Raw genomic sequence first — 23126 nt, 5'->3', positions numbered from 1 at the left:
GGCATCATACCTCCAGTGACTGCCTCGCCTAAAGTCACCCTCCGCCCCGGCACCATCGACGACGTCGACACCATCCATGCCGCGCTGCTCAAGCTCGGCACCCATATCGGCGCGCATCAGGAGATCACGTCCACTGCCGACGATCTCCGCCGCTACGGCTTTGGCGACAAACCCGCCTTCTCCACCCTGATCGCCGAGATCGGCGGCGATTTTGCGGGGCTCTGCCTGCATTTCCCGATCTTCTCGACATGGATGGGGCGGCCCGGCGTCTATATCCAGGACCTCTATGTCGAGGACCGGTTTCGCGGCCGCAAGATCGGCGAAAGACTGCTGCGCCGGGTCGCGCGCGACTGCCGCCGGGATGGCGGCGCCTATCTCAGGCTGTCCGTCGACACCGACAATGACGGCGCCAAGGCTTTTTATGAGCGGCTGGGCATCGCCTGGTCGAGCTACGAGCAGACGCAGAAGATTGTTGGCGATGCCTTTTTCGCCTTTGCCGATGCAGCGCAGGATGGGGACGCGGAATGAAAGCCTTCTTTGCCGAGGAGCAGAAACGCCACGACCCGAAGGCCTTTCTGTCCAGCGGTGCGCCGCAGCCCAATCCCGAACAGCCGGAGCGGGTAGAGCGATTGTTAGCCGGCGCAAAATCCGCCGGATTGATGATCGAGCGGCCCAGGGAACATGGCCTAGGCCCGGTGGCGGCCGTGCATACGCCGGAGTATCTCGCCTTCCTCGAACACATTTTTGCGCGCTGGCAGCGCATCGAGGGCGCATCCGCGGAAGTCATCCCCAACATCCATCCACTGGCCCGCACAGGGTCCTATCCGGCCTCGGCGGTCGGCCAGGCCGGCTACCACATGGCCGACACCGCTTGCCCGATCTCCGCCGAAACCTGGCAAAGCGCGCTGTGGAGCGCCTGGAGCTCGGTCGAAGCGGCGGAAGCTGTCATGGCAGGCGCGCCTGCCGCTTATGCGCTCTGCCGGCCGCCCGGCCATCATGCCTTTGCCGATGTCGCCGGCGGCTTCTGCTTCATCAACAATTCAGCGGTCGCGGCCCAGGTGTTGCGCAAGCAGGCAGCGCGGGTGGTGATCCTCGATGTCGACCTGCATCACGGCAACGGCACGCAAGGCATCTTTTATACGCGTTCCGACGTCCTGACGGTGTCGCTGCACGCCGATCCGGTGCGCTTCTATCCGTTCTTCTGGGGCCATGCCGATGAGCGCGGCGAAGGTCCGGGCCTCGGCTATAATTTCAACCTGCCATTGCCGCGCAAATCAGCCGACGCGGCGTTTCTGGAGGCCCTCGAAGTGGCGTTCCAGCGTATCCGCGCCTTTTCGCCGGACGCGCTGGTCGTGGCGCTCGGTCTCGATGCGTTCGAGGGCGATCCGTTCGGCGGGCTTTCGGTGACCACGCCCGGTTTCTCGCGGATCGGCGAGGCAATTGCCAAGCTTGGCCTGCCGACGATTATCGTCCAGGAAGGCGGCTATCTCTGCGACGCGCTCGGCGACAATCTCACGGCGTTCCTCACCGGTTTCGCGGCAAACAGCGATAGCTGACTAGCGCTGCTGCCTCAGCATGGCGATCTCCCGGTGCACGCTTTCCAACGTCTCGTCGATCTCTGCCGCCGTGTTGTAGTGCGCAATACCGATGCGCACGACGCCCTGCTCGGCCGGAATGCCGAGATGGTGGACGATCTCCCAGGCGTAGTTGTGACCCGACCATAGAAAAATGTTCTCGGCATTCATCTGCCGCACGATCGTCTCTGGCACGATGCCGTCGACGGTGAAGGACACGGTCGGCACGCGCTCAATGACACGCTTCTGATCGGTGATGCCGCGGATGGTCAGGCCCTCAATGGCGGACAGCCCATCGATCAGCCTCAGCGCCAGCGGGTTTTCGTAGGCGATCGACACTTCGTATGCCTTTGCGATCTTTTGCCTTCGCGAACCGCCCTCGCCGGCCGCAGCACCGAGTTCGGCGAAGTAATCGACCGCTGCGGTAAGCCCGGCCATCAGTTCGATCTGCGGCGTGCCGAGTTCGAAGCGCTCCGGCAGGCCATTGGAAGAGCAACGGCATTTGTAGGGTTGCAGCGCATCGATGATGTCGCGGCGTCCCCACAATATGCCCATGTGCGGGCCGAAGAATTTGTAGGCCGAGCAGATCAGGAAGTCGCAGCCGAGATCCTGCACGTCGACCAGCCCGTGCGGCGCGAACTGCACGGCATCGACATAGACGAGCGCGCCGGCCTGTTTGGCGATGGCCGTCAGCGCCTTGACCCGGTTGATCGAGCCGGTGAGGTTCGACGCATAGTTCAGCGCAACGAGTTTTGTCCTGTCGGTAAGCAGAGCGCTGAGCGCCGCCTCCTCGACCTGCCAGCTGTTCTCGTCGAAGGGCAGGAAGCGCACCACAAGGCCGAGGTCCTCGGCCAGCTGCAGCCAGGGCGAGACATTGCCCTCATGATCCATGCGGGTGACGATGATCTCGTCGCCCGGCTTGAAGCCGCGGCCGAGCGTGCGCGACATGTGATAGGTCAGCGTCGTCATATTGGCGCCGATGATGATTTCCTCAGCGCTCGCTGCACCCAGGAAATCGGCCATCGCCGCATGGGCGCCGTCGACCACCTGTTGCGCGGCAAGCGTGGTTTCGAAATAACCGCCGAGATTGGCGTTGGTGGTGAGGAGGCAGCGCGCCACCGCATCGGCAACCGCCTGTGGCACCTGCGTGCCGGCCGGATTGTCGAGATAGATGCGCCGGCGGCCTTTGTCGGTCAGGTCCAGCGCCGGAAATTTTCCCCTGACGGTCTCGATCGGAAAATCCATTGCTGTCCCCTTCCCCTTGTGTTTTCTACGGAATTCCGCCCGGAGTGCCCGCTTACGGACAAGGATTGCCCACGCGCTGGTGGATCGCGTCGACGGCCTTCTGCATCTCGTCGGTCCAGGTCACGTCGACTGAGGACAGCGCCATCTCGAGCTGGGCAATCGTCGTCGCGCCGATGATGCTGGAGGTAACAAAGGGTCGGCTGGCGACATAGGCGTTGGCGAACAGCGCCGGTTCGAGGCCGAAGGAGCGCGCCAGTTCGTTGTATTCGAGCTGCGCCTCCGCCGCATTCGGCGTCTCATAGCGCTGGCCGCGGTTGAACAGCTGCGAGCGCGAACCTTGCGGCCGCGCGCCATGATCGTATTTGCCGGTGAGATAGCCTTGCGCCAGCGGCGAATAGGCGAGAAAGCCAACCTCTTCGCGGTCGCAGACTTCGGCGAGGTTCACCTCAAATGTGCGGTTGACGAGGCTGTATGCGTTTTGCAGCGAAACGATGCGCGGGCCGACGCCCTTGTCGGCCTCGGCGATGAAGCGCATGACGCCCCAGGAGCTTTCGTTCGACAGGCCGAGATGGCGGATCTTTCCCGCCTTCACCAGCTCCTCGAAGACTGCGAGTGTCTCGGCGATCGGCGTCTCGCCGGCCGGCGCCCCAACGGCATCGGCACGGCGCGGCACAGCACCCACGCGGGTCGGGTTGGCGCCCCAGGGGATGTCGCGCTCCGGCCAGTGGATCTGGTAGAGGTCGAGATAGTCGGTGCCGAGCTTGGCCAGCGATTTGTCGATGGCGTCAAAGATGTCGGCGCGCACCAGTTTTGACGGCCGGTCGCCACGAAACCAGCGGTTGGCGGTGCGGCCGACCACTTTCGAGGCCAGGATGACCTTGTCGCGATTGCCCTTGGCCTTCATCCAGCTGCCGATGAACTTCTCCGTCCGCCCCTGCGTCTCCTCCTTGGGCGGTATCGGGTAGAGCTCGGCCGTGTCGATGAAATTGACCCCGCGCGCAAAGGCCAGATCCATCTGCGCATGGCCATCGGCCTCGGTGTTCTGCTGGCCCCAGGTCATCGACCCCAGGCAGATCTGGGTCACAAGAAGATCGGTCCGACCGAGACGGCGTTTATGCATCGAATTTTCTCCGGCGGGAATTGCGCGGCTACGCGGGAAGGAAGCCGCATCTATAGGGAAAGCGGCGCCGGTCTCCAACCCTTAGCGGACCGACTTTTGCGTGAACCCTGGAAGTCAGCGCCGGACGCCAGCCAAAGCGCGCCGCTTGGCCTCGTCGATCAGCATGTTGGCCACCTGCATGCGGATCATTGCGCGCTGGCGCAGATGCGGCGCGACGCGGTCGGGGTGGTTGGCGAAGGCAAAGCTGCGGCGCATGCGGCCAAGGTCAGCGCTCTTGACGGGATGATCGAGGCCGAGCTCGATGGCGATCGCGTCAGGATCGATCGGCGGCAGCTTCTCCTCGGGCATTGTCTCTTCGCCGGCCAGCGCCAGCTTGGCATGATCGAGAAGGGCCGCAAATTCTACGGCGAGATCGGCTCCCGCCTCGCGATATTCGGCGGCGAACGTTTCGCCCGAGACCTTGATGCGGCCGGAATGAAGCTCGTCGGCCACCGAGAGATAGTCGAACGGGATCGATGGCCGGGCGCTCGTCTCTTCCGCCGCCTCATCCTTGTCGGAGGCAACGAACAGATCGTCGAGCAAGGAAGCGAAATCCCGCTTGGCGCCGATGTCAGCCTCCCCCTCGTTTAAGCGTGCGAACAGAGCCGGTCGCAGCATAGAACCGGCTCGTTAAAAATGAATGCCGCTGATTTTAACCAGTTTAGGCGTTTGCGAGGTTTGGGCGGGCCCGGTTGGCGATGCGCAAGACCCAACAAAAAGCCGGACTGCATCTGCATGCAGTCCGGAAATTCGCCAGGAGTGGCGAGGAAAAGCCGGCCATGTGCCAGCGTCTATGCATACGGTAGGGACGCGCCACAAGTTTCAGCGCATGGGCCAATTGTGCCGAAAAAAATTCGCCTGGCATGGCTGCCATGCAAATGCTGCACTGCACAATCTTCACAAATTTCCTATATTCGGCGCCGTGGAGGATCAACAAGGGGCCGAATCATGGGGTTCTTCACTGAAATGTTTGCCCGTCCGCGTCCGCAGGAGCATCAGCGTTATCGTTCCGCCCTGGCGCTGCTGCACTCGATGAGCAATGCCGACCGCGCCGACATCGGCGTCAAGCCGGCCGATTTCCCGCGCATCGCGCGCGAAATGTCACTACGTTGAGTAAGCCTTGGCGCTGAACCAGCGTCATACGAGGTTTCCCGGCAGCGGCCGGGAAACCTCGCAACGCGCAATTCGTCAACGATTACCGAGATAGGCGCCCTTGGTCAGCGGCACGCCATTGTGGCGCAGGATGTCGTAGGCGGTGGTCACGTGGAAATAGAAGTTGGGCATGGCGACATGCAGCAGATACTGCATGCCGGGCATCGAAGCCTCGCGCTGGCCAAACTTCAATTCGACCACCCTTTCATCCGAACCATCGAATTCGGCGGCCGAGAATGACGCCAGCAGATCGAGCGTCTTGGTCAGGCGCGCCTGAAGCTCGGCGAAGGTCGCTTCATTGTCTTCGTATTTCGGCACCTCGCGACGGGCCAGCCGTGATGGCGCGCCCTTGGCGTGGTCGGTGGCGACCTGCACCTGCCTGACCAGCGCGTACATGTCGGGCGCCAACCTCGCGGTCAAAAACACCTGCGGGTCGATCTTGCGCTCGGTTGCATTCTGTTCGGCCGCCGACAGCACGCCGGACAGCGCCTTCAGCCTGGCCGAAAACACCGGCACCGAGGCTTCATACATCGATAGTGTCACGTTCAAATCTCCATTGCGGCTGAAGCGCCGACGGCGGGACGTAGCGCCTTCCCGGAGGATTTTTCAAGCGTCACCACGTCGCCGCAATCTCTATGATAGACTCCTTCGTGGTGGAGATTCTCCGATGAGACGCGTCTTTCTGGCAGCGGCCGCCTTTTGCTCCCTTGCCGCATCCGGCCAGGCTGTGTTCGCCGACGATGAACCGGCAGCCGATGGCCAAGCCCCTTACGTCGATGACAGGTCGGACGCCGCAGCCGTCATCCGCTCGCTCTACAGCGCCATCAACCGGCACGAATTCGCCCGCGCCTGGGCTTACTACGGCGATACCAAGCCGGCAAAGGATTTTGATACCTTCGTCAAGGGCTATGACGGCACCGACAAGGTCGACGTCGAAACCGGCGCCATTTCCGATGAAGGTGCGGCCGGCAGCATCTATTACAGCGTTCCTGTCGCCATCCGCGCCACCGACAAGGACGGCAATGAAGCGGTCTTCGCCGGCTGCTACACGCTGCGCCAGGTCAGCGCTCAGATCCAGGCCCCGCCGTTCCGACCGATCTTTATCGACAAGGGCGCGCTGAAGCCGTCCAAGGCCGATTTCGAGGAGGCGCTGCCGCCAAGCTGTGGTGACGGGCCGCCGCCGCCGAAGAAGGACACCGCACTCGAGCACGTGAAGAAACTGTTCGCCGCCGATTATGGCGATCAGTGTGACAAGCAGTTTCTCGGCGAGGAGCCGAACATCTTTTCGATCAAATACAAGGCAAAGGACGCGGCTGCCAGCGATCCCGACAAGGAAACGCGGCTTTTCGAGTTCTACTGCCAAGCGGCAGCCTATAACGCAAGTTCGGTCTACTACATGACCGACGAAGTATCGGGCGTGCGGCAGTTGCAGTTCACCGAGCCCGAAATGGATATCCGTTACGAGAACAATGACAGCGACGGCAAACTGCTGGGCATGGATATCATCGGCTTCCGCACGACCGGCTGGGCGGCCAACTCCGAATATGACGAAGACGCCAAGACGCTGACCACGTTCAACAAATGGCGCGGCATCGGCGACGCCTCGGACAAGGGGATATACCTGTTCCGTAACGGCGATTTTTCCCTCGTCCAATATGATGTGGACGCGTCTTACGATGGCGAGGAGAACCCGCAGACGGTGGTCGACTACAACACCGCGCCGTAGGGATCTTACCAGGAACCGCCGCGCTCAAGCAGTCCTTCACATTCGCCTTCTCGTTTCAGGCCGGGAACGCATCGGCCGGAAGAAGGCGCGAATGTCCTCGACCAGAAGACTCGGTTCCTCCAGCGCAGCGAAATGGCCGCCTCGCGGCATCGATGTCCATCGCTGAACGTCAAAGACCCGCGCCACCCAGGATCGAGGCGGCATCGGCAACTCGCGAGGGAAAAGCGCTACCCCAAATGGCGGCGAAACGCGTTCCAGCGTCTCGAACGCAAGAGGGAACAGTCGATTCTCCTTGTAGAGCCGCAAGGACGAGGTGAGCGCGTTGCTGAACCAATAGAGCGAAACATCCGTAAGGAGCGTGTCCATGCCGAAGGTGCGCTCCACGTCACCGTCGCAATCGCTCCAGCTACGGAACTTCTCGATCATCCAGGCTGCGAGACCGATCGGCGAGTCTGTCAGAGCATAAGCAAGCGTCTGAGGCTTCGTGCCCTGCAGATGGGCATAGGCGCCCTCCGTTGCCGTCCAGGCCGCGGCCTTTTCCAGAAAGGCCTGCTCCTCAACGGTGACAGATGGCAGACCTGCACCCAAGGGTGGCCGATAGCTCCCGGGAATGTAATTGACGTGGACGCCAAGCACGCTTTCGGAATGGAGCCGTGCCATCCAGGCGGAAACGCCCGCGCCGATGTCGCCTCCTTGGGAAGCGAAGCGGTCGTAGCCGAGCCCGCGCATCAACTGTACCCATAACTCCGCGATGCGGCCGGAATGGAAGCCTGGTTCCGTCGGCGCCTGGGAAAAGCCGTATCCGGGCAAAGAGGGAACTACCACGTGGAAAGCGTCGGCCGGGTCACCACCATGGGCAGCTGGGTCTGCCAGCAATGGAATGACGTGTTCCATTTCGATGAACGAGCCGGGCCAGCCATGCGTTATGATCAGCGGCAGCGGCGCCGGTCCGTTGCCTGGCTGGTGGACAAAGTGGACATCTAGGTTGTTCAGCCTCGTCAGATATTGCGGCAGCCGGTTCAGCCGCGCCTCTTGCGCTCTCCAGTCGAAGCGGTCTCGCCAGTAATCCGCAAGACGCTTGATGAACGGCAGCTCGGCCCCATCGCTCCAGCCCGCTTCGCTTAGCGGAATTGGCCATCGTGTTGCGCTAAGCCGGCGCTGGAGATCTTCAAGTTGTTCGTTCGGAATTTGGATCTTGAAGGGGTGAGCGTCCATCGCTGTGCTTCCGATCTGTTGGATCATATCAGCCTACACCAGTAAGGATATCGGCCGAACCATGATCGCCAAAACCAACGGGCACCTCTGGGCCATATGCCTCAGGGCGCTTTTGACAGCATCCAGTTCAACGTTTGGCGCCAGTCCACCATGCGGATCGGCGTGCCGTGGGTGCCCGTTTCAAAACGGACGAAGTGTGTCGGATAGGGATAGGCCTTCGACTTCGCGATGATGGAGCGGAAGAAGGCTTCCTGCTTCTCCACGGGAAAGACCGGATCCTTGCTGCCTTGGCCGAAGAACACCGGCACATGGCGCCTGTAGGCCGGGCTCGACAGGAAACCGTCATCCCACAGCGAGCCGAGCAGCAGCAGCCCGTTTATGCGCCGTCCCGTATCGTTGCGGCCGGCCAGCTTCCAGCACAGCGCACCACCCATAGAGCCGCAGGCGACGAAAATCTTGGCGTCCGGCGAGGCCTCGGCATAGTGGCCGATCAGCGCCGCGACCTGGGCCGCGCCCTTGTCGCCGAAATCGGTGAAATCGGGTGAGAGATAGAGGCCGCCATTGCCGGCCATCAGGTTCTTGATGCGGTTGAAATTGCCGCCGAAGGTGAAGTCGTCGACGCCCTGCTTGCGGCTGCCGCCCTGCCCGTGCAGGTAAAGCACGATGATGCCGGCGCCTTCGGTCTTACCGACGGCGACATGCCTGACATCGCCGGCATCGGTTTTCAGCATCAAATCCCGCTGCACCTTGCGCACGCCGGTGTCGGTATACTTAGCCTGCACGCGCTTTTCCGGCACCTCGTCGCGGTCGTTGATGTCGCGCATCTCGCGATAGTCGATGACGGTGTAGGCGCCTTTGTCCGTGGACGAGAGCGTCGCCGGATAGGCGAAGAGGTCATCCTTGTAGGGTTTTAGTTCGAGCGCGTCGGCGTGGGCGGCAGAGAACAGGAAAAAGAGCGAAATCAGAAGGCTATGGAGCGCGGCCGCCCCCCTCTGGCCTGCCGGCCATCTCCCCCTCAAGGGGGGAGATTGGATATCACGCCGCCTTCCGCCAATCTTCAAAGCTGCAGGATAGACGCCGCCATCGAGGCTGCTGATCTCCCCCCTTGAGGGAGAGATGGCCGGCAGGCCAGAGGGGGGTAGAAGCGCTGAGGCAAGTAAAGAGAGAGCCATGCTAAAGGCATGCGTTTTTCGGCTTCGCTTTGTCAATCCTGCAGCACGCCGCCGGCGTCTTCCAGCGCCTCGCGGGTGTCGACATCGATCGACGCGCCGTCGCCGATCTCGACGTCGATGACATCCAGTCCCTCGGCCTCGACCAGATGGCGGGCGCCGGTGTCGCCCTCGAGGTGAGCGATGCCTCCAAACAGCGCGCGTGGCAGCAGCACCGGATTGCCGCGGCGGCCGTCATGGGCGGCACGCACCACTGAGCGGCCGCCGTCCCTACGGAAGGCCTCGATCAACCGGTCGAGATCGGCCGATGAGATACCCGGCATGTCGCCGAGTACGATCATGGCGCCGGCCGCCTCGGCTCCAACGCGGGCAATGCCGGCTTTTAGAGACGAGGACAGGCCGTCGGCAAAATCCGGATTGTCGGCGAAGATCACGTCGAGGCCGGTCAAGGCTTGGTGCACCCGCTCACGCTGGTGGCCGGTGACGACAACGGTGCTGGTTGCCTTCGAGGCCAGTGCGCGCTCGACTGTCCGGCGCACCAGCGGTTTGCCGTCGAACAGCGCCAGAAGCTTGTTCGGCCCGCCCATGCGGCTGGAGCGACCGGCGGCCAGAAGCACGATCTCGACCTTCAGCCCGGCTCTCGCCGGCAGCGGCTCGCGCGGCTGCGGCCGGGTCGGGATTTCCATCAAGAGGCCGCCAACGCCCATGCCGGCGATGTCCTTGGCGGTGACGTCGAGGCCGGCGATCAGCCTGTCGAGCACCCAATCGAAACCGTTCTCCTTGGGGCTGCGGGCGCAACCGGGCGCGCCGATGACGCGCTTGCCGTCGAGCGTGCCCAGCACCAGCAGATTGCCGGGATCGACGGGCATGCCCGCGCGGATCACCGTGCCACCTGCTGCCTCGATCGCCGCCGGAACGACATCGTTGAAATCGCTCATCGCCGAGGCGCCGAAGATCACCACCATGTCGTTGTCGCGCGCCAGCGCGGCCGCTGCCTCGGCTACAGGCGCGATCTCGTGCGGCGTGCGGCGCTCCGTCGTCAGCCGGCCGCCGGAGCGTGCCAGCCGCGCTTCGGTGACGCGCAGCGTTTTGTCGAGCACGCCGGCCTTGATGCCGGGCAGAACCGTCTGGATGACGCCGATGCGCACCGGCCGGTAAGCGTTGACGGCGAAGATCTCGCCGCCGGCGCAGATCTTCGTCACCTTGTCGACCAGAGCCGTGGCAACAGCGAACGGGATGATCTTGACCGTCGCCACCATTTGCCCCGTCTCGACAGGTGCGTGCTGCGCCAGCGTGGCGATGGTGATGGTCGGGTCGACGGCATTGATGGCGTCGATCATCGTGGCATCGACGGTGAAGACGCCGGCGGCCTTGGCGTGAAGGTTGACCCGGCCGGTCGCGGCAGGTTTTGCCTCGATGTTGCGGGGGGCCATGCTGGCAGCAATCTTTTCGGCCGCCGCATCCTCGCTGAGGTCATCGGCGGCAAGCACCGCCACGACGATCTCGGTAATGCCGGCCGCCTTCAGCACGGCCACGTCCTGCGTGCTTAGCCTGTGCGCCTTGCGGAAACGCCGCTCGCCGGCCGTCGTGGCATGCGCCAGCACCGCGCCTTGCGCCTGGTCGATTGGAACCGGACCGAATCTCACGCCGCAGCGCCTTTCGATTCCAGCCCGCGCGAGCGGAAGGCGTGGATCGTCTGCGCCAGGACGGCGACGGCGATCTCGGCCGGGTTCGCCGCGCCAATGTCGATACCGATCGGTGCGTGGATGCGGGCGATCTGGTCGGCGCTGGCGCCGAGCGCCAGCAGGCGCTCGACGCGCCTGGCGTGTGTTTTGCGGCTGCCGAGTGCGCCGACATAGAAACAGTTGGCGTCGAGCGCGGCCTTCAGTGCGAAATCGTCGATCTTCGGATCATGGGTGACGGCGGCGAGCGCCGTATAGCTGTCGAGCGGCTGGCGTTTCAGCACATCCTCCGGCCATTCGGCATGGAGTGCTACATCGGGAAAACGGTCCGGGGTGGCGAAGGCGGTGCGCGGATCGACGATCTCCAGGGGATAGCCGGCGATCCTGGCCATCGGCGCCAGCGCCTGACTGATATGGACGGCGCCGACTACCACCAGGCGCGGCTGCGGCAAATGCGCGTTGAGGAAGAAGATGCGCCCTTCAGCCTCGACCGAACCGGAATTGCCGGTGCGGAAAGCCTTGGCGATCGCTTGCCCGAGTTCCCCGGCAACCTGGTCGCCTTCGCGCACGATGCGGTCGCGGCCGTCGCCGAGATCGGTGACCAGGATCGCGGCGCGGCGGGCCCGGCGTTCGGCATTGAGCGTTTTGAGAGCGTAGGGATCCATGCCTAACCAAGCCGCTCCACATAGACCTTGATGCGGCCGCCGCAGGACAGGCCGACCTGCCAGGCGGTCTCGTCGGCAACGCCGAACTCCAGCATTTTGGCCTTGCCGCTGTCGATGACGTCCATCGCCTCGCTCACCACGGCACCCTCGACGCAGCCGCCCGAGACCGAGCCGTGGAAATTGCCTTCGGCGTCGATGACCAAGTGGCTGCCGACCGGCCTCGGCGCCGAACCCCAGGTCTCGACCACCGTGGCGATGGCGACATCCTTGCCGTCCTTCATCCAGCCTTCCGCGATGATCAAGGGGTCGCGGGCCTCATCGAGATAGATGCTGTTGTCCATGATCGCTTGCCTCAAAGTCTGTTTTCTCTGGGAGCCTGTTTTCGGAATCCAATATGGCTATGCGGCGCGCCTGACACCAGCGTCCAGCCAGCGACGCGGATCGACCGAAGCGGCGGATTTCTTGTCCAGCGAGGCGCAGAGGTCGGCCAGCCCATCGAGATTGTGTACCGAGCGGAACTCGTCGACATGAGGCAGCATCGCTCTGACGCCGCGGGCGCGGGCCTCGAAACCGTCGAAGCGCAATAGGGGATTCAGCCAGATCAGCCGCCGGCAGGATTTGTGCAGGCGATCCATCTCCTCCGACAGGCCGGCGACATCGTCGCGCTCCAGCCCGTCGGTGATCAGCAGCACCACCGCGCCCTGCCCGAGCACGCGGCGTGACCAGTGCTTGTTGAACTCCGCCAGCGTATCGCCGATGCGGGTGCCGCCCGACCAGTCCTTGACCGCCGCCGAGCAGTCGGCAAGGGCGGCATCGGGGTCGCGATGGCGCATCTGCCGCGTGAGATTGGTCAGTCGCGTGCCGAAGACGAAGGTGTGCACGCGCCGCCGTTTTTCGGTCAGCGCATGCAGAAAGTGCAGGAAGATGCGCGTGTACTGGCTCATCGAACCGGAGATATCGGCGAGAACCACCAGCGGCGGATGCACTTCGCGGGCTGAGCGGAATTTCGGCAGGATCAGTTCGCCGCCGGTGCGCGCGGCCGAGCGCATCATGGCGCGTGGATCGATACGGCGGCCATGCAGGTCTGCCTTGAAGCGCCGGGTACGGACCATGTCGAACGGCAGCCGCAGCCGGGCAATCGCCTTCTTGGCGTCTGCCATCTCGTCGGCATTCATCTGGGCAAAGTCCTTGTCGCGCAGCACTTCATTCCCGGAGAAGGTTAGCCGGGCGTCGACTTCGATCTCCGGGATTTCCCTGACCGGCCGATTCTTCTCGTGGCCTTCGAACATGGCCTGGCTGACGCGGTTTTCTGCCGCGCGCGGCTTTTGCTTCTCCCTGGTGTCGGGCGCCACAGGCGAGAACATCGCCAGAAGTTTCTCGATCAGCTCGCGCGATTTCCAGAACAGCCGGAAGGCTTCGTCGAAAACAGGGTGATCCTCGTGCCGCGACACCAGCACGGCATGCAGCGTCCAGTAGAAATCGTCGCGCGAACCGATGCCGGCTGCCAGCACCGCCTCGATCCCATCCTTGACCGAAGCCGGCCCGACCCGCATGCCGGATTTGCGCAAGGTGCGGGCGAAATAGACGATGTTGTCGGCGATGCGCCCGTCTTCCGTCGCCTCTCTGGGGTCGGTCTCTTTGGGGTAAGCACCCGGCGCCTTCACTGCCCTACTCCGCCGCCGCCAGTTCGGCCTTGACCTCATCAAGGATGCGCCGGCCCTCGCCCGCGCCGATGCGGGCAATGTCGTCCTGGTATTTCAACAAAACGCCGATCGTGTCGGAGACGGTTTCGGGATCGAGCGCCACCTTGTCGAGTTCGGTCAGCGCGCCGGCCCAGTCGATGGTTTCGGCGACACCCGGCGCCTTGAACAGCTCGACCCGGCGCAGCTTCTGGATGAACGACACCACTTCCGCGGAAAGTCGGCTGTTGGCCTGCGGCACCTTGCGGCGCACGATCTCCAGCTCGCGCTCGGCATTGGGATAGTCGACCCAGTGATAGAGGCAGCGCCGCTTTAGCGCGTCGTGGATTTCGCGGGTGCGGTTGGTGGTGATGATGACGATCGGCGGCTCCTCCGCCTTGATGGTGCCGAGCTCAGGCACCGTCACCTGGAAATCGGACAGGATTTCGAGCAGGAATGCTTCGAAAGCCTCGTCGGTGCGGTCGAGCTCATCGATCAGGAACACCGGGGCCGCACCCGCCTTGCCGGTCAGCGCATCGAGCACCGGGCGGCGGATCAGGTATTTTTCGGAAAAGACATTGCGCTCCATGTCGGAGCGGTCGACCGAGCCTGCCGCCTCCTCCATGCGGATCTCTATCATCTGCGCGGCGTAATTCCACTCATAGACAGCGGACGAGACGTCGAGCCCTTCATAGCATTGCAGGCGGATCAGCCGGCGGCCGAGTGCCTGCGCCAGCACCTTGGCGATCTCGGTCTTGCCGACGCCGGCCTCCCCTTCAAGGAACAGCGGCCGCTGCATGCGCAGGGACAGGAACAGCACCGTTGCCAGCGAGCGGTCCGCGACGTAGTCCGCGCCGGTCAGGAGATCGAGCGTTTCGTCGATCGTCCGCGGCGCGGGGCGCGGTTTCAGCTCGGTCATTCTTTCTCCGTTGCCGCCTCTGCTCCGCTCTGCAGCACGTGGTAGTCGCGGGCGTGGTAGATCAGCGGCCGCAAATTATCGCCCATGCGCAGGCCTGTCACCTTGCCAAAAAGCACACGATGGGTGGCGAGATCCTTGGTGTCCATCAATTCGCAGTCGAAAACCGCAAGAGCGCCCTTCAGGGTAGGCGCGCCCGTCGATATGACATCCCACTCGCCAAGCGCGAAACGCTCATCGGCCGACAGCCCGGTCAGGCCTGAAAACGCCACCGATAGGGGCTGCTGGTGCGAAGCCAGCGTGTTCAGCGCAAACCGGCCGTTTTGCATGAACAGCTCGTTCTTGGCATTCTCGCGGTTGAGACAGACGAGAACCGTCGGCGGCGTGTCCGACACCGAACAGGCGGCAATCACCGTCGTGCCGCGTTTGCCGGCGGCCCCTTCGGTGGTCACCACATGGACATGGCCGGCAAAATGCGCCATCGCGTCGCGATAGGCCTGGGGCCCTATGTCGTTCAACTTCAACACCGATGATTTTCCATAAGCGGGAATCCAAGCGTTATATATGGCGGCACACAATAGGCCACAAGCGAAGTGCTTGACGCCAATCCGCAAATTCCCGTGTTGCGCCTGGGGCGGGCAGCCTTTAGGTCTTGGCGGAAGAGACGCTGGAAGCATGCGACCGGCACGGAGGAATTCGTCGTCAGAATGCGACCCCCAACAGCTGTAATAGCGGCACTGCTCTGGCTGCTGCCGGCAAGCGCGGGCGCGCAGACGCTGCTTGTCGGCGTCGCCGCGCCCCTGTCCGGTCCGTCGGCGATCCTTGGCAAGCAGATTGAGGCGGGTGCTGCCCTGGCAGCAGAAGCCAACGGCGCCGAGATCAGGACGGTCGACGATGCCTGCACCGCCGATGGCGGGGCTACCGCCGCCAGGGAATTCGCCGCTGCGAAGGTCGATATCGTCGTCGGCTTCCTCTGCACCGAGGCGATCCAGGCGGCGCTGCCGATCCTCAAGGACGCCAACATACCGGTCATCACCGTTGGCGTGCGCACCGAAAGCCTGACCGATCGCCGCGCCAAAACCGGCTGGCCGGTCTACCGGCTGGGGCCACGCGGCGACGACGAGCGCAATGCGGTGGCCGGCATCCTGACCCGGCTGTGGCAGAGCGAATTGTTCGCCATCGTCGATGACGGGACCATCTATGGCCGCGAAATCGCCGAGACGCTGCGCGCAGCGGCCGAACAGGCGGCGCTGAAGCCGGTCTTCACAGACACGTTCCGGCCCCAGCTCGACAACCAGATCGGGCTGATCGGCCGGCTGAAGAAGGCGGGCGCGACGCATGTCTTTGCCGGTGGCGACGGCGACGACATCGCCATTATGGGCCGCGACGCCGGCCAGCTCGAGGCCGGCATTGTCTTTGCCGGCGGTGAGAATTTGCGCACGCCACCCGGCGATGTGCCTTACGCCATCGGCACGCTGATGATCGCGCCGCCGGAATGGGCAGATGTCGCTGATCCCAAGGTGCTGGCGGCGTTTACGGCCAAAAACATCGCGCCGGATGGCTATGCCCTGCCGGCCTATGCGGCGGTGGAGATTGCCAAGGCGGCCTCCGCCGCGCCCGAGACCTCGGGCAAGGGGCTGGCCGACGCGCTAACGGGGCATGATTTCACCACCGCGATCGGTCCGCTGCGTTTCGACGACAAAGGCGATCTGAGCCAAAACCTCTATCGCGCCTTCCGCTTCGACGGGACGCGTTTCGTGCCGGCGGAGACGAATTGATGTTTCGCACCGGGCCGCGCAATCTGATCACCGATGTCGCCGGCTTGCGCGTCGGCAACGCGTCGGATGCCAGGCTGAAATCGGGCGTCACCACCGTATTGTGCGGCGAACCGGCGGTCGGTGGCGTGCAGATCCTCGGCGGCGCGCCGGGCACGCGCGAGACCGATTTGCTCGAACCGCACAATTCCATCGAGGCGGTTCATGCCGTCGTGCTTTCGGGCGGTTCGGCCTTCGGCCTCGACGCCGCGTCGGGCGTGCAGGCGGCGTTGCGTGAAAAAGGCATTGGCGTCGATGTCGGCGGCTCTCGGGTGCCGATCGTGCCGACGGCGATCCTGTTTGACCTGCGCAATGGCGGCGACAAGGATTGGGGCCGTTATCCTCCCTACCGCGACCTCGGCTACGAAGCAGCTCAGGCGGCAACAGTCGACTTTCCGCTCGGCACAATCGGCGCCGGCACCGGCGCGCTAAGCTCCGGGCTGAAGGGCGGCCTCGGCTCGGCCTCGACCGTGCTCGACAGCGGCATCACCATCGGCGCGCTCGCCGCCGCCAACCCGACCGGCTCGGTAACGATCGCGCGGACCCGCTATTTCTGGGCGGCGCCCTTCGAGATCGGGGATGAGTTCGGCGGGCTTGGCTATCCCTCGCCAATGCCGGGCGATGCCAGGCGGATCCTGTTGAAATACCGCGACAAGCGTGTCGGTGGACAAGCCGAGGCCGGTGGCAACACCACCATCGCCGTCATCGCCACCGATGCCGTGCTGACCAAGGCGGCAGCCAAGCGGCTGGCGATATCAGCGCATGACGGCTTCGTGCGCGCCATCTGGCCCGTGCACACGCCGGCTGACGGCGATCTGGTGTTCGCGCTGGCGACGGGGAAGAGCGGCATAGAACTCAGCGCCGACGATGCCGTCGATTTCTTTGCCGCCGCCGGCGCCACCATGGCGCGCGCCATCAGCCGCGGCATCCATGCCGCGACGCCGGCCGATGGCGATCTGTTTCCGGTGTGGTCGTCGCGCTGACTTTCAGTCAGGTCGGGTCGGACTCCTCTTCCTCGAAGCTGACCGCGACATCCGAATTCGCCGACAGCCAGACTTTCTGGCCCTCGACCTCGGCAAGCAGGCTCAAGGGAATGTAGTGGTGATGCCCCTGATGGGTGCCCTCGCCGCTATCGGCCTTGGTCAACTTGATCCGCTCGCCATCGACCCTGTCGACGGTGCCGATGTGAACGCCGTCGGCGCCGACCACTTCCATATGCTCGCGAATCTTGCTGGCCTCAGTCATGGGGTGTTCTCCTTTTGAAAACGATCGACGATAACAAACAGAGGCGAAATTGGATGCATCGCCTTTCGAATAGCACGATGTTTTGACTGTCTCGTGATAGGGAACGATCGAACCACGGCAGGCGGAGCGGAACCCCGATGCGAAATCTCGTCCTGATTGGCGTTTGCCTGCTGGTCCATCTCGCATCCGCCATGGCCGCCCGAGCGGGCGATGTCGCCGAGCTTGAAATCCTCGGCTTCAGCAAGGATGGCAGCGTCTTCACCTTCGAGGAATATGGTGTGGCAGACGGTTCGGGCTTTCCCTATGCCAATCGCTACTACATCAACACCGCCGACGACACGTTCCTGAAGGGCACGCCAATCCGGGTCCGGCTGGAGGATGAGACCGCCTCGCTCGAGACGGCCCGTCAGCAAGCCAGGCAAAAAGGCGAAGCAATCATTGCCCAGGCCGAGCTTACCGCCAACCGCGGCATCACCGCCGGCTTCAACCCGGTGACCGAATTGTCGGCCGACCCGTTCCGCATGGTGGTCAACCCACGGCCGATCTTTTCGCCGGTCGACCCGCCGCTGGAATTCCGGCTGGACGAGATCGGCATGAATGACACCGAAAGCTGCCAGAGCCAAGGCGAGATCAACGGTTTTCGCTTGCTGCGGATCGAGGCCAGGGATGGCGGCCAGACCCATCTGCTGCATGAGGATAAATCGATCCCGAAAAGCCGTGGCTGCCCGAACGGCTACAGGATCGGCGCGGTGCAGACATTTTCGATGGACGGCATCAGCGCCTATGCGGTGCTGATCGCGGTGCGCCAATACGGCTTCGAAGGGCCGGATTTTCGCTGGATCGCCGTGACCGGACGCCTGTGACATCGCTCGATCAATCCAGTTGGCGCAAGCGCGCCGGAAATCGCGTCAGCCGCGCCGTACCATCGACGGGCACGGCGCTTGTCGGCGCCTTGCTGTGGGCGATGGCCATGGGCGCCAGCGCGCTGACCGGTCTTTGGCTCGACAATTGGGAGACCCCGGAAAAGATCCGCTTCGTCGCCCTGCTGTTTGCGACCGGCGCGGCATTGGCCTTTCCCGTCGGGTTGTTCGCGGCGCGGCTGGTCTCGCTCGACCGGCATTGGGAGGTGGCGTTCGCCGCCGCCTTCGTCTGCCTGCTTGCCACGACGCTCGCCTTCACCGGCGGGTTGTTTGCGCTGCAATACCGCTCCTACTATGCCGAATGGCACGCGGAGGCCTTCACCGCCCGGTGGGCGTTCGAACTGGTCTTCACCTCGCTGACGGCGCTCTACCAGTTCGTGGTGCTGGGTATCAGGCTCTATTTTCCGCTCGGATTCATCGCGCTTGCCGCCGCCAGCGTGTGGTTTGCACGCCGGCAGCGTTGAGCATTCGGTCCGCCTCTGATAGGAGGCGCACTTAACCACCGACACATCAGGACTGACGGATGATCCCTCGCTATTCCCGGCCGGAAATGGTCGCCATCTGGTCGCCGGAAACCCGCTTCCGCATCTGGTTCGAGATCGAGGCCCATGCCTGCGATGCGCTGGCCGAGCTCGGCGTCATTCCCAGGGAAGCCGCCAAAACCATCTGGGAAAAAGGCGGCGCCGCCCAATTCGACGTCGGCAAGATCGACGAGATCGAGGCCGTCACCAAGCACGACGTCATCGCCTTCCTCACCCATCTCGCCGAATTCGTCGGGCCGGATGCGCGTTTCATCCACCAGGGCATGACCTCATCGGATGTTCTCGACACCTGCCTTGCGGTGCAGCTCGGCCGCGCCAGCGATATCCTGCTGGCCGACCTCGACGGCCTGCTCGCCGGGCTGAAGCGCCGGGCCTTCGAGCACAAGGACACCGTCACCATCGGCCGCAGCCACGGCATTCATGCCGAGCCGACCACGTTCGGCGTCAAGCTGGCGCAGGCCTATGCCGAGTTCTCACGCTGCCGCGAGCGGCTGGTGCACGCGCGAGAGGATATTGCCACCTGCGCCATATCGGGCGCGATCGGCACCTTCGCCAACATCGACCCTTATGTCGAAGAGCATGTGGCGAAAAAGCTTGGGCTGAAGCCGGAACCGGTGTCGACGCAGGTCATCCCGCGCGACCGCCACGCCATGTTCTTTGCCACGCTCGGGGTCATCGCCTCGTCGGTCGAGCGGCTGGCGACCGAGATCCGCCATCTGCAGCGCACTGAGGTGCTGGAAGCGGAAGAGTATTTTTCGCCGGGCCAGAAGGGCTCGTCGGCAATGCCGCACAAGCGCAACCCGGTGCTGACTGAAAACCTCACCGGCCTTGCCCGCATGGTGCGCTCCATGGCCTTGCCGGCGATGGAGAATGTCGCGCTCTGGCACGAGCGCGACATTTCGCATTCCTCGGTCGAGCGCATGATCGGCCCGGACGCCACGATAACACTCGATTTCGCGCTGTCGCGGTTGACCGGCGTCATCGACAAATTGCTGGTCTATCCCGACAACATGCTGAAGAACATGAACAAGTTCCGTGGCCTTGTGCATTCGCAGCGCGTGCTTTTGGCGCTGACGCAAGCCGGCGTCAGCCGCGAGGACGCCTACCGCCTGGTGCAGCGCAACGCCATGAAGGTATGGGAACATGGCGCTGATTTCCTTGAGGAATTGTTGGCCGACAAGGAAGTCACCGCAGCGCTGCCCGAAGCCGAGATCCGCGAGAAATTCGACCTGGGCTATCACACCAAGCATGTCGACACGATCTTCAAGCGGGTTTTCGGATAGGTTTTCGATGCGGCTGGCCGTCCTTTCCGACATCCATGGGAATCTGGGCGCGCTTGAGGCGGTTCATGCGCAGATCAAAGACGCTTCTCCCGACATAATCGTCAATCTGGGCGATTGTCTTTCCGGGCCGCTATGGCCTGAAGAAACCGCGCAATATCTGATGGCGCAGAATTGGCCGACCGTGCGCGGCAATCACGACCGTGTGCTGATCGAGCCGCCTGCTTCCGGGTTGGAAGACGTCGATGCTTTCACTCACCAACGCCTGTCCCAGGCGTCATTGACCTGGCTCTCGGCATTGCCGGTCGCCCTGTCGCCTGCCCCGGACATCCTGCTGTGCCACGGCAGCCCGAGTGACGACAACGTGTTCCTGCTCGAGGAAGATGGAGGCAGCCACTTCCACCCGTCCAATGAAAAGCAGATCAGGCACAAGCTCGGCAGCGCCGGCGCCGGGCTGACCTTGTGCGGCCATACACATACGCCGCGCCTTGTGCGCTTGTCGGACAACCGGACAATCCTCAATCCCGGCAGCGTCGGCGTCCAGGCATTCCCCGGCCTGACCGTGACCGGCAGTCCGCATGCCCGCTACGCCCTCGCTACGCGCAAGGACGGACAATGGTCGTTCAGCCATCACGTGGTCAATTATGACTGGACCGAGACGTCCAGCCGCGCGACAGCCACCGGCTTCGACAGCTGGGCGCATGGGCTGCTGACGGGCTACGCCGCCAATTCCTTGTAAGAACCGAGCAGACGCTCAGCCTGGGGCGCCTGGCACGGTGCGGATCACCGTGCCCCACGGATCTTCCCGTGTGATGTCAGCGGTTGTCTTGTCCGAGCGCATCTCGACCCAGGCCAGCCCTGAGCGGGACGGATCGCGGCGCCCGGCGCCGGCGCTGTGCCACGAATTGCCACCGATATGATGGTGGTAGCCTCCCGACGACAGGAACACCGCCTGCCCTCCATACTTAGCGACCGTGTCGAAGTCAAATTCGTCGTGCCACCAGGCCTCGGCATCTTCCGGCCGGCCGACGCGCAGATGGACATGGCCGATAATGCTGTTTTGCGGCGCGCCCTGCCAGCCGGCGTCACCGGCCGGCACGCTGCCAACCACGGCGGCCAGATTCAGCCGCTCGGTCGCCATGGCGATCTTGTCGCCGTTCCACTTCCACTCCTGCGGCAGACGGTCCCTATAGATTTCAATGCCGTTGCCTTCGGGGTCGGTCAGGTACAAAGCCTCGCTGACCAGATGGTCGGAGGCGCCCTCGATGCGGATCTTGTTGGCGGCGGCATGGTTTATCCAACGGCCGAGATCGGCGCGGCTGGGTAGAAGGAAAGCGGTGTGGAAAAGGCCGGCGCTGCGCAGATCGTCGGGCTTGGCCGCTGCGTCAGGCTCGATGACCAGCAGCGGGCGCTCGGCAGCGCCCAGCGTGATGGCGCCATCGGCGCGGCTCAATTCCTGCAGGCCGACAACAGCCCGGTAGTAATCGGCAAGTCCTTCGGCGTCGCGCGCCTTCAGGCCCACGCGTGACACGCTGACGGGGGTCGTCGCGGCAAAAGGCAGTTCGCTCATAAAACCTCCGTTCAGCGCATTATCCCAGGCCGCGCCACCAGTCTATTCTGTTGTCCATCTCTTCCTGCCTCAAATCGTCGATCCTGATCGTTCACACAAGATGGAAAGAATCGAACAGGTTGTTCACAATTGTGATGCACCGCATGCGTCAGCGCGGGTTGCACGAGACACGGCCGCTCGCTATCTCAGCGCCATGAAAGTCAAAGACGCAGATATTCTGATCGTGCCGGGCTACACCAATTCCGGCCCTGAACACTGGCAGACACGCTGGCAGTCGAAACTGTCGACAGCGCGTCGGGTCGAACAGGCGGAGTGGTCGAAGCCGGTGCGCGAGGACTGGACGACGAGCGTGGCGAACGCTGTCAACGAGGCCGAGCGGCCGGTGGTGATCGTTGCCCATTCCCTCGGTGTGGCGGCCGCGGTGCAGGCCATTCCGCAGTTCAGGAAGCCGGTCGCCGGCGCGTTTTTTGTCGCGCCGCCCGACGTCGCCAACCCGGAGATAAGGCCGCGTCACCTGATGACCTTTGGTCCCTATGCGCGCGAACCGCTGCCCTTCCCGTCCATCGTCATCGCCAGCCGCAACGATCCGTTCTGCGCCTTCGAGGTTGCCGAGGACATTGCCGCTGCCTGGGGTTCGCTGTTCATCGATGCCGGCGAAACCGGTCACCTCAATGAGGATGCCGGCTTCGGCCCGTGGCCGGAAGGGTCGATGACCTTCGCCAAGTTCCTGACCGACCTCAAGGCCTGACCGGGCAAGGCACCACGCCTCAGCCCTTGATCGAATCGTTCATGCTTTTGATGAGTATCTTTGCGCCGAGCGAAATCAGCGCATGGTCCGAGCCCATCGCCAGCAGCCGGTAGCCCATCGCCACGACGCGGCCGGCAATCGCCGGCTCAACGACGTAGATTGCCGCATGCTTGCCCGCCTTGCGCGTCCGCTCGGCGATGGAGGCGACGGTTTCCATCATGCTTTCCAGCGTCGAATTGACGGTGGCGCCATTCGACCAGGCGATGGAGAAATCCGATGGGCCGAGGAAGATGCCGTCAATGCCCGGCGTGTCGAGGATGCCGTCCAGCGCATCGAGTGCGGCGCGCGTTTCGACCATGGCAAAGGCCATGGTGCGTTGATTGGTGTCGCGCAGCCATTCGGCGTGGTCGCCTTTGCCATGGCGCGGAAAAGCATAGGTCGGGCCCCAGGAGCGCTCGCCCATCGGCGGATATTTCATCGCCGCGGCAAAGAGTTTTGCATCGGCCACCGAATTCACCATCGGTGCAATCACCGCCTCGGCACCGAAATCGAGGGCGCGGCTGGCCATGTCGAAGCGGCCGACCGGAATGCGCACCAGCGCCGGCTTGTTGGCGGCCAGCACCGGCACCAGGCCGCGCAAGACCGAGTCTTCGTGGTGTCCGCCATGCTGCATATCGAGGGTGACGGCGTCAAAACCCTGCTTGGCGATGATTTCGACCGTCAAAGCGTCCGGAACGCCGGACCAGGCGGTGAACAGCGTTTCATCCGCCGCCAGGCGTGACTTCAGGGACATGGGTGCTTTCCTCGTTGGGTAGAGCCTTGTAA

26 protein-coding genes are annotated in these 23126 nt (G+C 63.6%); 11 read left to right on the top strand and 15 right to left on the bottom strand.

Features of this window, described 5'->3' with window-relative positions; genetic code table 11:
- The first annotated feature begins 15 nt into the window (after positions 1-15).
- Entirely contained in the window at positions 16-528 is a 513-nt protein-coding gene (locus NKI05_RS11560) for a GNAT family N-acetyltransferase (RefSeq protein ID WP_023690165.1), read from the top strand.
- Positions 525-1556, top strand: a complete 1032-nt coding sequence (locus tag NKI05_RS11555; protein ID WP_023816556.1) for a histone deacetylase family protein — start codon at positions 525-527, stop codon at positions 1554-1556. The genes NKI05_RS11560 and NKI05_RS11555 overlap by 4 nt, the downstream gene beginning before the upstream one ends.
- On the opposite strand, the gene NKI05_RS11550 is transcribed toward NKI05_RS11555, so the two are convergent.
- The 3 genes from NKI05_RS11550 to NKI05_RS11540 all read right to left on the bottom strand — a co-directional run bounded on the left by NKI05_RS11550 (position 1557) and on the right by NKI05_RS11540 (position 4596).
- Complete coding sequence (locus NKI05_RS11550) at positions 1557-2819, bottom strand: cysteine desulfurase-like protein (RefSeq protein WP_023816555.1); 1263 nt, start codon at positions 2817-2819, stop codon at positions 1557-1559.
- A 52-nt stretch (positions 2820-2871) separates the two neighbouring features.
- Complete coding sequence (locus NKI05_RS11545) at positions 2872-3939, bottom strand: aldo/keto reductase (protein WP_023816554.1); 1068 nt, start codon at positions 3937-3939, stop codon at positions 2872-2874.
- Positions 3940-4053: 114 nt separating this feature from the next.
- Positions 4054-4596: a hypothetical protein gene (locus NKI05_RS11540; RefSeq protein WP_023816553.1), complete on the bottom strand. Its 543-nt coding sequence runs from the start codon at positions 4594-4596 to the stop codon at positions 4054-4056.
- Between the two features lie 330 nt (positions 4597-4926).
- On the opposite strand from NKI05_RS11540, the gene NKI05_RS11535 reads away from it, so the two are divergent.
- Complete coding sequence (locus tag NKI05_RS11535; protein ID WP_023690170.1) at positions 4927-5091, top strand: hypothetical protein; 165 nt, start codon at positions 4927-4929, stop codon at positions 5089-5091.
- Between the two features lie 75 nt (positions 5092-5166).
- Here NKI05_RS11535 and NKI05_RS11530 read toward each other — a convergent pair whose 3' ends face one another.
- On the bottom strand, positions 5167-5673 hold the full coding sequence (locus NKI05_RS11530) for a DUF1993 domain-containing protein (protein WP_023669071.1): 507 nt from the start codon (positions 5671-5673) through the stop codon (positions 5167-5169).
- A gap of 124 nt (positions 5674-5797) precedes the next feature.
- On the opposite strand from NKI05_RS11530, the gene NKI05_RS11525 reads away from it, so the two are divergent.
- A complete protein-coding gene (locus tag NKI05_RS11525) occupies positions 5798-6856 on the top strand; it encodes a DUF1176 domain-containing protein (RefSeq protein ID WP_023816551.1) in 1059 nt (352 codons plus the stop codon).
- 36 nt (positions 6857-6892) lie between these two features.
- On the opposite strand, the gene NKI05_RS11520 is transcribed toward NKI05_RS11525, so the two are convergent.
- The 8 genes from NKI05_RS11520 to NKI05_RS11485 all read right to left on the bottom strand — a co-directional run bounded on the left by NKI05_RS11520 (position 6893) and on the right by NKI05_RS11485 (position 14709).
- The gene (locus tag NKI05_RS11520) at positions 6893-8098 is read right to left on the bottom strand and encodes an epoxide hydrolase family protein (protein ID WP_023816550.1); all 1206 of its coding nucleotides are present in this window, start codon (positions 8096-8098) and stop codon (positions 6893-6895) included.
- A 74-nt stretch (positions 8099-8172) separates the two neighbouring features.
- Positions 8173-9090: an alpha/beta hydrolase gene (locus NKI05_RS11515; RefSeq protein WP_023816549.1), complete on the bottom strand. Its 918-nt coding sequence runs from the start codon at positions 9088-9090 to the stop codon at positions 8173-8175.
- Positions 9091-9275: 185 nt separating this feature from the next.
- On the bottom strand, positions 9276-10886 hold the full coding sequence (locus NKI05_RS11510; RefSeq protein WP_023816548.1) for an NTP transferase domain-containing protein: 1611 nt from the start codon (positions 10884-10886) through the stop codon (positions 9276-9278).
- Positions 10883-11587: an XdhC family protein gene (locus tag NKI05_RS11505; RefSeq protein ID WP_352792376.1), complete on the bottom strand. Its 705-nt coding sequence runs from the start codon at positions 11585-11587 to the stop codon at positions 10883-10885. The genes NKI05_RS11510 and NKI05_RS11505 overlap by 4 nt, the downstream gene beginning before the upstream one ends.
- Before the next feature lie 2 nt (positions 11588-11589).
- Positions 11590-11928, bottom strand: a complete 339-nt coding sequence (locus tag NKI05_RS11500) for an XdhC family protein (RefSeq protein ID WP_023700845.1) — start codon at positions 11926-11928, stop codon at positions 11590-11592.
- Between the two features lie 57 nt (positions 11929-11985).
- Positions 11986-13251, bottom strand: coding sequence for a vWA domain-containing protein (locus NKI05_RS11495; protein WP_023816546.1), 1266 nt, complete (start codon positions 13249-13251; stop codon positions 11986-11988).
- Positions 13252-13255: 4 nt separating this feature from the next.
- Complete coding sequence (locus NKI05_RS11490) at positions 13256-14185, bottom strand: AAA family ATPase (RefSeq protein ID WP_023700847.1); 930 nt, start codon at positions 14183-14185, stop codon at positions 13256-13258.
- Positions 14182-14709 (bottom strand): flavin reductase, encoded by a 528-nt coding sequence (locus tag NKI05_RS11485; RefSeq protein ID WP_031205980.1) that lies wholly within the window; start codon positions 14707-14709, stop codon positions 14182-14184. The genes NKI05_RS11490 and NKI05_RS11485 overlap by 4 nt, the downstream gene beginning before the upstream one ends.
- A gap of 180 nt (positions 14710-14889) precedes the next feature.
- Here NKI05_RS11485 and NKI05_RS11480 point away from each other — a divergent pair, with 180 nt between their 5' ends.
- Positions 14890-15960 carry a branched-chain amino acid ABC transporter substrate-binding protein gene (locus tag NKI05_RS11480; RefSeq protein WP_023816542.1) on the top strand — a complete coding sequence of 357 codons (1071 nt, stop codon included), beginning with the start codon at positions 14890-14892 and terminating at the stop codon, positions 15958-15960.
- Complete coding sequence (locus NKI05_RS11475) at positions 15960-16979, top strand: P1 family peptidase (RefSeq protein WP_023816541.1); 1020 nt, start codon at positions 15960-15962, stop codon at positions 16977-16979. The genes NKI05_RS11480 and NKI05_RS11475 overlap by 1 nt, the downstream gene beginning before the upstream one ends.
- A gap of 7 nt (positions 16980-16986) precedes the next feature.
- Here NKI05_RS11475 and NKI05_RS11470 read toward each other — a convergent pair whose 3' ends face one another.
- Positions 16987-17241, bottom strand: coding sequence for a DUF2171 domain-containing protein (locus NKI05_RS11470; protein WP_023690182.1), 255 nt, complete (start codon positions 17239-17241; stop codon positions 16987-16989).
- Positions 17242-17378: 137 nt separating this feature from the next.
- Here NKI05_RS11470 and NKI05_RS11465 point away from each other — a divergent pair, with 137 nt between their 5' ends.
- The 4 genes from NKI05_RS11465 (at position 17379) to NKI05_RS11450 (ending at position 20722) form a co-directional block, all read left to right on the top strand.
- On the top strand, positions 17379-18104 hold the full coding sequence (locus tag NKI05_RS11465) for a DUF2259 domain-containing protein (RefSeq protein ID WP_023816540.1): 726 nt from the start codon (positions 17379-17381) through the stop codon (positions 18102-18104).
- Between the two features lie 101 nt (positions 18105-18205).
- The gene (locus tag NKI05_RS11460) at positions 18206-18625 is read left to right on the top strand and encodes a hypothetical protein (protein WP_245261990.1); all 420 of its coding nucleotides are present in this window, start codon (positions 18206-18208) and stop codon (positions 18623-18625) included.
- 59 nt (positions 18626-18684) lie between these two features.
- The gene (purB, locus tag NKI05_RS11455) at positions 18685-19986 is read left to right on the top strand and encodes an adenylosuccinate lyase (RefSeq protein ID WP_031205978.1); all 1302 of its coding nucleotides are present in this window, start codon (positions 18685-18687) and stop codon (positions 19984-19986) included.
- Between the two features lie 7 nt (positions 19987-19993).
- Entirely contained in the window at positions 19994-20722 is a 729-nt protein-coding gene (locus NKI05_RS11450) for a metallophosphoesterase family protein (protein WP_352792375.1), read from the top strand.
- A gap of 15 nt (positions 20723-20737) precedes the next feature.
- On the opposite strand, the gene NKI05_RS11445 is transcribed toward NKI05_RS11450, so the two are convergent.
- The gene (locus NKI05_RS11445) at positions 20738-21553 is read right to left on the bottom strand and encodes a VOC family protein (protein WP_352792374.1); all 816 of its coding nucleotides are present in this window, start codon (positions 21551-21553) and stop codon (positions 20738-20740) included.
- 193 nt (positions 21554-21746) lie between these two features.
- Between NKI05_RS11445 and NKI05_RS11440 the strand changes: the two genes are divergently transcribed.
- Positions 21747-22301, top strand: coding sequence for an RBBP9/YdeN family alpha/beta hydrolase (locus NKI05_RS11440; RefSeq protein WP_023690188.1), 555 nt, complete (start codon positions 21747-21749; stop codon positions 22299-22301).
- Positions 22302-22320: 19 nt separating this feature from the next.
- Here NKI05_RS11440 and NKI05_RS11435 read toward each other — a convergent pair whose 3' ends face one another.
- The gene (locus NKI05_RS11435) at positions 22321-23094 is read right to left on the bottom strand and encodes an HpcH/HpaI aldolase family protein (RefSeq protein ID WP_023669090.1); all 774 of its coding nucleotides are present in this window, start codon (positions 23092-23094) and stop codon (positions 22321-22323) included.
- Positions 23095-23126: the final 32 nt, after the last annotated feature.

Source organism: Mesorhizobium sp. M0771, assembly GCF_040320155.1.
Classification (GTDB): domain Bacteria; phylum Pseudomonadota; class Alphaproteobacteria; order Rhizobiales; family Rhizobiaceae; genus Mesorhizobium.
This window is presented reverse-complemented; position numbering and strand designations above follow the sequence as displayed.